4 protein-coding genes and 1 pseudogene are annotated in these 10680 nt (G+C 68.5%); 4 read left to right on the forward strand and 1 reads right to left on the reverse strand.

The window, feature by feature from the left end:
- Positions 1-186 precede the first annotated feature (186 nt).
- On the forward strand, positions 187-2064 hold the full coding sequence (locus tag KIH27_RS21415; protein ID WP_214094978.1) for a fatty acyl-AMP ligase: 1878 nt from the start codon (positions 187-189) through the stop codon (positions 2062-2064).
- A gap of 6 nt (positions 2065-2070) precedes the next feature.
- On the opposite strand, the gene KIH27_RS21420 is transcribed toward KIH27_RS21415, so the two are convergent.
- Positions 2071-3870: a fatty acyl-AMP ligase gene (locus KIH27_RS21420; RefSeq protein ID WP_214094979.1), complete on the reverse strand. Its 1800-nt coding sequence runs from the start codon at positions 3868-3870 to the stop codon at positions 2071-2073.
- A gap of 207 nt (positions 3871-4077) precedes the next feature.
- Here KIH27_RS21420 and KIH27_RS21425 point away from each other — a divergent pair, with 207 nt between their 5' ends.
- From KIH27_RS21425 to KIH27_RS21435, 3 genes and pseudogenes are all read left to right on the forward strand, one after another.
- Positions 4078-6441: a hypothetical protein gene (locus tag KIH27_RS21425; protein WP_307856972.1), complete on the forward strand. Its 2364-nt coding sequence runs from the start codon at positions 4078-4080 to the stop codon at positions 6439-6441.
- Between the two features lie 40 nt (positions 6442-6481).
- Positions 6482-8878 carry a hypothetical protein gene (locus KIH27_RS21430; RefSeq protein WP_214094980.1) on the forward strand — a complete coding sequence of 799 codons (2397 nt, stop codon included), beginning with the start codon at positions 6482-6484 and terminating at the stop codon, positions 8876-8878.
- A gap of 457 nt (positions 8879-9335) precedes the next feature.
- Positions 9336-10680: pseudogene (locus tag KIH27_RS21435) on the forward strand (PE family protein); the annotation flags it as partial.

A 10680-nucleotide genomic window follows, 5' to 3' on the forward strand; every position in this document is an offset into this window, starting at 1 on the left:
CCTAACACCCGTTGTCGCGCAGAGGCGGGCACAACGGCACACGCCCCGCTCCCGTGACGACTGGGACGGATGTTGCGGAGCGGGCGGGAATGATCCGCCGCGGCAGCACCGCCGTCCCGGTGACCGGACTGGACTACGCTGTGGGCGACATCACCCGGACTCCCACCTCCCGAGACAGGGCAGCAGATGGCCGAACAACCGACGTCGGTGACCACTTCCGTACCGGACACCCTGGTGGACCTGCTGCGGCAGCAATCCGAGCGGCATCGGGACACGCCCGCGTTCATCTTCTGCCCCGAGGGCGACGAGGAGCAGAGCCGGATCACCTACCGCGAACTCGACGAGCGGGCCCGGGGAATCGCGGCCGGCCTGCAGCGCCGCGGTGCCACCGGTGAGCGGGTGCTGGTGCTGTGCCGCCCGGGGGTGGACAGCGTCGCCGGGTTGTTCGGCTGCTTCTACGCCGGCGCCGTCGCGGTCCCGGTCGATGAGCACTGGCCGATCCGGCGCGTCGAGACCGTCGTCCCGGAAGTGCAGGCGCGCTTCGCGCTGGGCACCGCCAAGACCCAGTCCAAGATGAAGGCCGCGGTCGGCGAGTTGAGCGACGGCCCGAACCTGGAGTGGTTCGCGATGGACGAGACCGACGACGACGGTGCGACCTGGGTGCCACCGGAGATCGACGAGCACACCGTCGCGATGATCCAGTACACCTCCGGTTCCACCGACAAGCCCAAGGGCTGCGTGCTCACCCACCGCAACTACGCGAACAACCTGGAGATCATCCGGCAGGCGTGGGACCCGAAGTTCGACGATCCGGTGTTCTCCAGCCCGGTCAGCGGGGTGTCCTGGCTGCCGCAGTACCACGACATGGGTTTCGTCGGCGGCATCCTGGGCACGCTCTACGGCGGCCGCACCACCGTGCTGATGTCGCCGAGCGCCTTCCTGATGCGCCCGATCCGCTGGCTGCAGGCGATGTCGCGGTACCACGCGGTGATCGGCGCCGCCCCCAACTTCGCCTACGAGGCCGCCGTCAAGCGCAGCACCGCCGAGCAGCGCGCCGCCCTCGACCTGTCCAACTGGGAGATCGCCGTCGTCGGCGCCGAACCGATCCGCGCGAAGACCCTCGAGGCGTTCGCCGAGGCGTTCGCCCCCGCCGGTTTCCGGCCCGAGGCGTTCCGCCCGGCCTACGGCCTGGCGGAGGCGACGCTGGGGGTGTCGGGGGTGTCGAACTCGGCGGTGCCGGTGGTGCGCCACATCGACCGGGCCGCGCTCAAAGAGGATGCGGTGGTGGAGGTGCCGGCCGGCACCGATGGCACGCTCCGCCTGGTGGGCTGCGGCAGCCGGCAGGGCGGCCAGGAGGTGCTGATCGTCGACCCGGAGACCGGGCGGCAGCGCGGCGACGACCAGGTGGGGGAGATCTGGATTGCCGGACCCAGTGTGGCGCAAGGCTATTGGGGACGGCCGGCGCAGACCGAGCACGCTTTCAACGCGCACCTGGCCGACACCGGTGCGGGTCCGTATCTGCGCAGCGGCGACCTCGGCTTCTTCCGCGGCGGCGAGCTGTACGTCACCGGCCGGTGCAAGGACCTGATGCTGATCGACGGTTACCGCCACTACCCGAACGACATCGAGATGACCGTGGCCGACTGCCACCCGGCACTGCTGCCCGGCCGTGGCGCGGCGTTCCTGCTGCCCACCGAGCGCAGCGCCCCCGAACACCTGGTGGTGGTGCAGGAGGTGCACCACCACGATGCGGCCGGGGTGGACCTGGACGCCCTGATCACCGAGATCCGCGAGGCGATCCGCGCGCAGCACGGCGTCGACGCGCAGACCGTGCTGCTGATCAAACCGATGCGAATCCCGACCACCACCAGCGGCAAGATCCAGCGCGGCGCCTGCCGGGACCAGTACGTCGCCGGCGAACTGGCCGCACTGGCGCAGTGGCAGGCGGCGCCGCCGGACGGCGACACCCCGGACGTCAAGGGGCAACTCGTGGGCGGCCTGGTGCGGATGGCGGTGGCGGGGATGGTGCAGCGACGACGCGGACCGCAGCGGCCGGTCGGCTAATCGACTTCAGCTGCGCTGAGACTGCTGCAAGGCCGTTCGGAGCGCACCCGCGACCGCGCCCAGGTTGAGTTGCGGCCGGGCGCCGGTGCGCTCGGCGGGCGGGGCCTGCCACCGCGCCACCGGGGTGAAGTCGCCGTCGGTGAAGCGCTGCCGGCATGCGCTGCGCTGGATCTTGCCGCTGGTGGTGGTGGGAATCCGCATCGGCTCGACCAGCAGGATGTCGTGGGGCGAGACGCCGTGCCGCGCAACCACTTGTGAGCGGATCGCGTCGACGGCGCCGGTCATGTCGCCGCCGAGCGACGCCCGCTGCACCTCCTGCACCACCACCAGCTGCTCGTCGGCGTGCGCATCCGGCTTGACGGCGAACACCGCGCAGCGGCCGGGCATCAGTGCCGGATCGCAGCCGGTCACGGTGTCCTCGATGTCGTTCGGGTAGTGGTTCGTGTCGCGGATCGTCACCAGATCCGCCCACCTCCCGGTGACGAACAATTCACCGGCGCAGAAGAACCCGAGATCCCCGGTGCGCAGGAACGGCCCCGCGCCGGTGTCGGCCAGCCGAGCACCGAAAACCCGCTCGGTCTCCGCCGGCCGTCCCCAATAGCCTTGCGCCACACTGGGCCCCGCCACCCAGATCTCCCCGACCCGGTCGGGACCGCACGGCAGCCGGGTCTCCGGGTCGACGATCAGCACCGTCTGGTCGGCCACCGGCGAACCGCAGCCGACCAGTGCCACGGCGTCTGCACTGTCGGCGGCGACGTCGACCAGCTGATCCCGGCCCAGCGCGGTGCGGTCGACGTAGCGCACCCCTGGCAGGCCAGGACTCGCCAATCCCGTTGCCACCAACGAGGACTCGGCCAGGCCGAACGCGGGCCGGAAGGACGACAGCTCAAACCCGCTCGGCGCGAACGCCTCCGCGAAGTTCCGCAGGGTGGCCGCCGCCACCGGCTCGGTCCCGATCCAGGCGTGCGCCAGGCTGGACAGATCCAGTGCGGCCCGCTGCTCGGCGGTGGTCGTCTTCACGCACAGGTTGTAGGCGAAAGTCGGTGCGGCCGTGATGGTTGCGCGGTGCCGCGACATCGCCTCCAGCCAGCGCAGCGGCTTCTTGATGAACGCGTTGGGCGCCATCAACACGGTGCTGGCCCCGATGTACACCATCTCGAGAATCCCGGCGATCAGCCCCATGTCGTGATGCTGGGGTAGCCACCACACGGCGACGTCGGTGTCGTCGCCATGCCACAGCGCTTGGATCGCCGCCAGGTTGTGCAGCAGGTTGCGATGGCTGACCATGACGCCCTTGGGGGCCTTGGTGGACCCGGACGTGTACTGGATCAGCACGGTGTCGTCGGGGTCGAGGTCGGGGACCGTCCATTCGGCGGTGCTGTCGGTGGCCGGCGCGTCGAGCGTGCACCACTGCAGTGGGTGGTCGCCGGTCAGCGCGTCGAGTTCGGCGCGGACCGCGGTCTGCATCCCGGCGGTGGCCAGCGCGAAGTCGGCGCGGATGTCGGTGGCGATCAGCTTGAGCCGGGACAGGGTCTCGTTCGTCGGTGCGACGACGGCCCCCGCGTAAGCGCAGGCGAAGAGGCCGACGGCGTTGTCCAGGCCGGGCTCACAGACCAGCAGCACCCGCCGCCCGGCGGCGCCCCGGTGCTGCAGTTCGGCCGCGACCGCACGCGCCCGGGCATCGAGCTCGGCATAGCTGAGCCGCGCCTGCTCCGCGCCGCCGTCCGGGCAGAAGCTGAACGCGACCTTGTCGCCGTAGCGCTCGGCCTGCTGTCGCAGCAGGTCCATCAGGGTGTTTGCAGACATCGTCTGCCTTATACCACGGAAAACCGGACGCTAGCTGGAGATCGTTGCAGGAAACATGAGAGACGGATTGGATCGTTGGACGTCAAAGTCTCTATAAGTGAACGTCAGATCGTTCCAAGGGTCATGGATCGCGATACGAGCCATATTTGGACCCCGAAAAGTAAGTGGACAAAATCATGAACTCATGTAGCTTTAAGCAAGATCACAGTGGATTCGGGTCAGGAGAGCATGATGCAGCTGGCACTTCGCCCCTACACCACCCTCGGTGTCGCCATCGCGGGTGCTTCCCTGGTCGCCGTCAATGCGGTGGTCCCCACCGCGGGGCCGCGCCTCCTGGAGGACATCCGCCACGAGATTCCGCAGCCCCCCGTCGCGCCGGTGCAGCACCTTCCGGTGCACCTGACCGCCGGCCCGGACTTCTTCACGCCCTACGTCGACCTGTTCCAGAACACCGCGACGAACCTGGTGGCGATGGGCTCCGACAACGGCTGGGCGAACCTGTTCACCCAGATCCTCACCGATCCGTCGTCGCTGTCCCGGCTACCGGAGGTGTTCGACTTCCTGGGCAACGTGGCGCCGCAGATCAGCGGGTCGGACCCGATCCTGATCATGCTGTCGCCGCTGCTCACGATCGGCATGGGCATGCTCGGTCCGCTGGTCGCCGTCGACCACGCGATGCACGACATCCTGACCCAGATCTTCAGTCCCACAAGTCTTCTCGACCCGTTCGCGGCGTTGTTCACCGCCCCGGCGGTGCTGCTCAACGCCTTCCTCAACGGCACCGACAGCCTCGATGTGTTCGGCATCAGCCTGCCGCTGTTCAACGGGATCCTGGTCCCCGGCCAGTCCCTGGACCTGAACATCGACCTCAACGACATCGTCCACGGGCTCAAGATCGGCGACGAGACCGTCGCCAGCCTGCTCAGCCAGATCGGGATCGGCGACACCCCGGTCGCGGGCGCGCTCACCGGCCTGCTGGACGCCGTCGGGCTGGGAGCCAAGACCCCCATCGACCTGCTCGACGACATCGGGCTCGGCAACCTGCAGATCTCCAGTCTGCTGTCGCACCTGCTCGACGCGGTCGGCGTCGGCAACCCCTCCGTCACCGAGATCGCCGACCAGCTCGGTATCGGCACCCTGAAGCTGTCCGACCTGGCGATCGACCTCACCACCGCCCTGGGCATCGGCAACCCGACCATCACCGGCATCGCCGACGACCTCGGCGTGGGCAGCCTCAAGGTCGCCGACCTGGGCAAGGACGTGCTCGACGCGCTGGGCATCGGCGACCCGACCGTCAGCGGACTGCTCACCCAACTCGGCGGCGGTGACCTGACGCTGCCCGGACTGCTGACCAACGCGCTCGACGCGCTCGGACTCGGCGGGCAGACCCCGGTCGCCCTGCTCGACTCGCTCGGCGGCAGCGACCTGACCACCCACGGGCTGCTCACCTCGCTGCTCGACGGGCTGGGGGTGGGCGATCAGACCGTCAGCACCCTGGTCAACGACCTCGGCCTGGGCAACGCCGACCTGGGCGACGTGGTGGTCAGCATCCTCGGACCCACGGCCGACAAGACGCTGGCCGACGTGCTCGACGCGGCCGGCATGAGCAACATCACCGTCAAGGACGTCACCGACCTGCTGGGCATCACCAACCTCTCGCTGGGCACGCTGTTCACCAACCTGCAGCAGATGGGGATCGTCGGGAACCTCACGATCAACGACTTCATCGCCGCCACCGGCGGCACCCCGCTGGCCAAGGGCGGCGACGCCCTGCTGGTCGACGCACTCGGCGGGCAGACCCTCGGCTCGATCCTCGACGACCAGGGGCTGCTGAACCAGAGCCTCGGCGACGCGCTCGGCGACATGGGCCACGCGACGCTGGCCGACCTGATCCACGACAACCTGCACATGACGCTGAGCGACGTGCTCAACGACGCCGGCTACGGGGACATGACCCTCAGCGACCTGGTGACCTCGCTGGTCCCCGACCAGACCCTGGCCGCGCTCCTCACCGACCTCGGCATGAACAACACCACCCTCGACGACCTGGTCAACCAGTTGGTGCCGAACCAGAGCATCGTCGACCTGCTCAACGGCTCCGGCATCGGCAACCAGCACCTGGGCGACCTGCTCGACCAGTTCCTCGGCAACATGACCGTCAGCAGCGCGCTCGACGACAACGGCGTCGGCAGCATGAGCTTGCAGGACATCCTCAACCAGGCGCTGGGCGGTCAGACCGTCAACGACGCGCTCAACAGCGGCGGCATCGGCGGTCAGCACCTCGACGACCTGCTGAACCAGCTGTTCGGGACGCAGACGGTCAGCTCCGGCCTGAGCGACCTGGGCCTGGGCGATAAGACGCTGGACGAGCTGGTCAATTCGCTGTTCGGCACCCAGACGGTGAATTCGCTGCTCGGCAGCTTCGGCACCCAGACCGTCGACGACCTGCTCACCTCGCTGGGTCTGGGCAGCACCAACGTGCTGAACGCCCAGATCGAGGAGTTCTTCGGTCAGCTGTCCTACTTCCTCGACGGTCTGCCGAACCAGATCGCGCAGGTGCTCGGTGCTTAGGCGAGAAGGGAACTGGGGAATGTCGGTTCGAGAGGGCATCATGACGCAGACGCTTCGTCCCTATGTCACCAGCGGACTGGTCATCGTCGGGGTCGGCCTGGTGGCGGCGCCGGTGGCGACATCGCACCTGCCGCAGCTGGAACACCGGCTGGCCCTCGTCGAACAGCGGGCAGTGGCCCTGGCCGCCACCGACTTCTTCGCGCCCTACACCGAACTGTTCAGCAACACCGCCGCCAACCTGAAGGCGCTGAGCGACAATTCGGTCAACTTCTTCGGCCTGCTGGAGCACATCTTCACCAACCCGCAGCAGGCGCTGGCCGGTATCCCGGACGCGCTCAACGTCTTCACCAACCCGCTGCCCACCATCGACGCGCACCTGCTGCCGTTCCCGGCGGAGATCGGCGTGCAGCTGCCGACCTGGCTGAACATGCTGCTCGCCGACATCGGCCCGCTGGTCACCGTCTTCAACGCGATGCAGGAACTGTTCAAGCAGATCTTCGACTTCAGCGACCCGACCGCGGCGTTCGCCGCACTGATCGGCGCGCCCGCCACCCTGCTCAACGCCTTCCTCAACGGCCACGACTCGCTCACCGTCGGCGGCTTCGACATCCCGCTGTTCAACGGCATCCTCACCGCCGGCCAATCGATGAACATCAACGTCGACGTCGGCACCCTCGTCAACGCCGCCGGCCTGGGCGATCAAACCCTCACCGGCCTGCTCACCCAGGCCGGCATCGGGGACAAGCCGCTCGACGGCCTGCTCACCGGCCTGCTCGACCAGGTCGGCTTCGGCCACCTCACCCCGGTCGACCTGCTCAACCAGTTCGGGCCCGGCGAAGACTCGCTGTCCAGTGTGCTGATCGGGCTGCTCAACAGCTCCGGCGTCGGCAACCCCACGATGGCCGACCTGCTGGGCACCCTCGGCGGCTTCGACCAGAGCGACTCGGTGGCCAGCCTGCTGATCGCCCTGCTCAATTCGTCGGAGGTCGGCGTCGGCAACCCCACCATCGGCGGGTTGCTGCTGGACTTCCTCGGCCCGAACCAGACCGTGGGCGGGCTGCTCTCCGACCTGCTCGGCGCGCAGGGCAACGACTCACTGGCCAGCCTGGTCGACCCGAGCCTGACGGTCGGCGGCCTGCTCTCCCAGTTCCTCGGCAACCCGCCGCTCACCGACTTCTTCGACGAGCTGGGCATCGGCAACCTCACCCTCGGCAGCGTGATCGGTGACGCGCTCGGCAGCATGGGCAACGACACCCTGCTGGACCTGCTCAACAACGGGTTCCTCGGCGCGGGTGTCACCGGCAACACCGGGCTGGTCGCGCTGCTCAACGATCTGATCCCACCCGGCATGACCCTGAGCGACCTGCTCAACGGCAACCTCGGTAGCCAGACCCTGGGCGAACTGCTCGCCCAGGCGCCGGCCCCGGCGGAGATCGGCGGCGTCGCCATCCCCGCCGGCACCAGCCTCGCCGACATCCAGTTCACCCAACTGCTGACGCTGGCCGGCATCGGTGACACCCCGCTGGCCGAGCTCTCCCCGGAGAACGCAAGCCTGATCAACAAGATCGGCAACCCCACCCTCAACGCCCTGCTCGGCACCAACACCGTCGGCCAGACCCTGGACAACCTGGGCCTCGGCCACGCCACGATCGACCAACTGCTGCAGGCGATGGGCATCAACACCGTCACGCTGGGCAGCCTGCTCGACGGGTTGGGCAACCTGTCCGGCAACGTCACGCTGGAGCAGTTCTTCACCGACCTGGGCTTCAACCCGACGCTGTCGGAGATCGTGGATCGCCTGCTGAGCGGGCTGGGCGTCAGCGACACCACGCTGAACTCGATCTTCAGTGACCTCGGAATGGACAACGTCGGTCTGGGGAACCTGATCGACGCACTGGGCCTCGATCACCTCGGCATCCAGGCGATGCTCAACGACCTCGGCCTGAACAACATCGACCTGAACATGTTCATCGACCGAATCGGCTTGGGCGGCATCCCGATTGCCACGCTGCTCAGCGATCTGGGCCTGGACGACAAACACCTCGACGAGGTCATCAATTCGCTGCTCGGCACCACCTCGATCGGCAGCGTGCTCGGCGGCCTCGGCCTCGACCAGGTGCATCTGGAGACCTTCATCACCGACCTGACGACCAGCGTGCTGGGTAATCCGACGCTCGGCTCGATGCTCGGCGATCTGGGTCTGGGCAACAACGATCTGGACACGATCATCGGCAACCTGGGTATCGGCGGCGTGACGATCAACTCGCTGCTCGGCGATCTGGGCTTGGGCAACACCGACATCGACACCATCCTCAGCGGTCTGGGTCTGTCCGATCTGGGTCTGGTCGCCGTCAACAGCACCTTCTTCGGGCAGTTCTCCGAGTTGCTCAACAACATCCCGCAGCAGATCGCCGAAGCCCTCGGCTACACCGGCTGACCCTGCTGACACCGCGAAATCCATGCTCCAGCAACCCAAGACAGGCAGAGCCAGCACAACTGTGGCCCCGCACAGATAGGAAACGCACATGGCAGTGAGGCGTAACACCACAGGACGTCGTCGGCAGGGTCGGCGGTTGCTGGGAGCCGGCACTGCGGTGGGGGCGTTTTTGGCGTTTGGGTTGTCGCCGTTGTCTTCGGTGCCGGTGGTGCGTGCTGATGAGGCGGATTGGGTGGTGGATCTGCTGGGTTCGGATTTGGCTTTGGCGTTGGGGGATTTGGGTGCGCCGGGGTCGTGGGAGGCGTTGTTTGAGGCGTCGTCGTGGGAGCCGTTGTTGGCCAATGTGGGGTTGTCGTTTGATGCGTCGGTGGTGGCGGTGTCGGGGTCGGCGGCGTCGGAGGATTGGTTCGGGTCGCTGTTCTATACGCCGTTGCATCAGATGGGGCAGGACTGGATTTTGTCGCCGTTGGGGCAGCAGGTTGATGGGTTCATCAATTCGACGTTTGGTTTTGGTCAGGTTCTGATCGGTAACGGTGCTGATGGTGTTGATGGTGGGTCGTTGGCGGCGGCTGCTGGTGGTGCGGGTGGGTTGTGGTTTGGCGATGGTGGGGCCGGTGGCACGTCTGTTGATGGTGTGGGTGGTGTGGGTGGTTCGGCGGGGATGTTCGGCGATGGTGGTGCCGGTGGTGGGGGCCTGGCCGGTGGTGATGGTGGCGCTGGTGGTGCTGGTGGTTGGTGGATGGGCATCGGTGGTGATGGTGGTGCCGGTGGTGTGGGTGTCGGTGGGGGTGCTGGTGGCGATGGTGGTGCCGGTGGTGTGGGTGCGGGGTGGATGTTCGGGGTTGGTGGCGCCGGTGGTGTTGGGGGTGATGGTGCGACGGGTTTGGCGGGTTTGGCTGGGGCTGCGGGTTTGGTTGGCGGTGATGGTGACGCTGGTGGTGCGGGTGGCAATGGTGGTGTTGGGGGTAGGGGTTCGTGGTTGTTCGGTTCCGGTGGCGCCGGTGGTGCGGCTGGTGATGGTGGCAATGGTGGTGCCGGTGCGCAGGGCGGTGATGGGATTGCGGCGACGCTTGCCGGTGCGACCGGTGGTGCTGCGGGTAACGGTGGCAATGGTGGTGCCGGTGGTGCCGGTGGCCATGCGGGCGCCGGCGGTGCCGGCGGCCTGATCGGCAGCACCGGTGCGTCCGGTGCCGGTGGTGACGCCGGCGTCGGGGGCGCGGCCGGTGCCGGCGGTAACGGTGGCGCCGGCGGTAACGGTGACGCCACCACACTCGACGGCGGTGCCGGTGGTCGCGGTGGCGACGCCGGAGTGGCCGGTGCCGGTGGCGCGGCGGCGGTCGGCGGCGGTAACGGCGGTGCCGGCGGCGACGGCGCCAACGCGACGACGGCCGGTGGCACCGGTGGTGCCGGTGGTGCCGGCGGTGCTGCGGGCAACCTGGGCAACGGCGGTGCCGGTGGACACGGCGGTGACGGCGCGGTCGGGATGGCCGGCCACACCGCCGCCACCGGTGACGGCACCTCGGGTCTGACCGGTGGCGCCGGCGGTGTCGGTGGTGCGGGTGGCGCCGGCGGCGCCGATGCGGGCAACGGTGGCGCGGGTGGTGCCGGTGGTAACGGCGCCACCGGCGGTGTCGGCGGTGTGGGCGCCGACGGCGTCGCGGGCCAGGACGCGGCTGCGGGCAGCGGTGCTGACGGCGGCGCCGGTGGCGATGCCACCAGCACGGCCGGCACCGGCGGTAACGGTGGCGCCGGCGGCGCCGGTGGGGCCGGTGGCACGTCGGCGCATGGCACGGCGGGCGCGC

The sequence above is a fragment of the Mycolicibacter acidiphilus genome (genome assembly GCF_018455725.1).
Taxonomy (GTDB): Bacteria; Actinomycetota; Actinomycetes; order Mycobacteriales; family Mycobacteriaceae; genus Mycobacterium; species Mycobacterium acidiphilum.

What these genes read in the sequence shown, in the direction of transcription:
- KIH27_RS21415 (WP_214094978.1), top strand. Translation starts at nt 187, where the DNA reads ATGGCCGAACAACCGACGTCGGTGACCACTTCCGTACCGGACACCCTG.
- KIH27_RS21420 (WP_214094979.1), bottom strand. Translation starts at nt 3,870, where the DNA reads ATGTCTGCAAACACCCTGATGGACCTGCTGCGACAGCAGGCCGAGCGC.
- KIH27_RS21430 (WP_214094980.1), top strand. Translation starts at nt 6,482, where the DNA reads ATGACGCAGACGCTTCGTCCCTATGTCACCAGCGGACTGGTCATCGTC.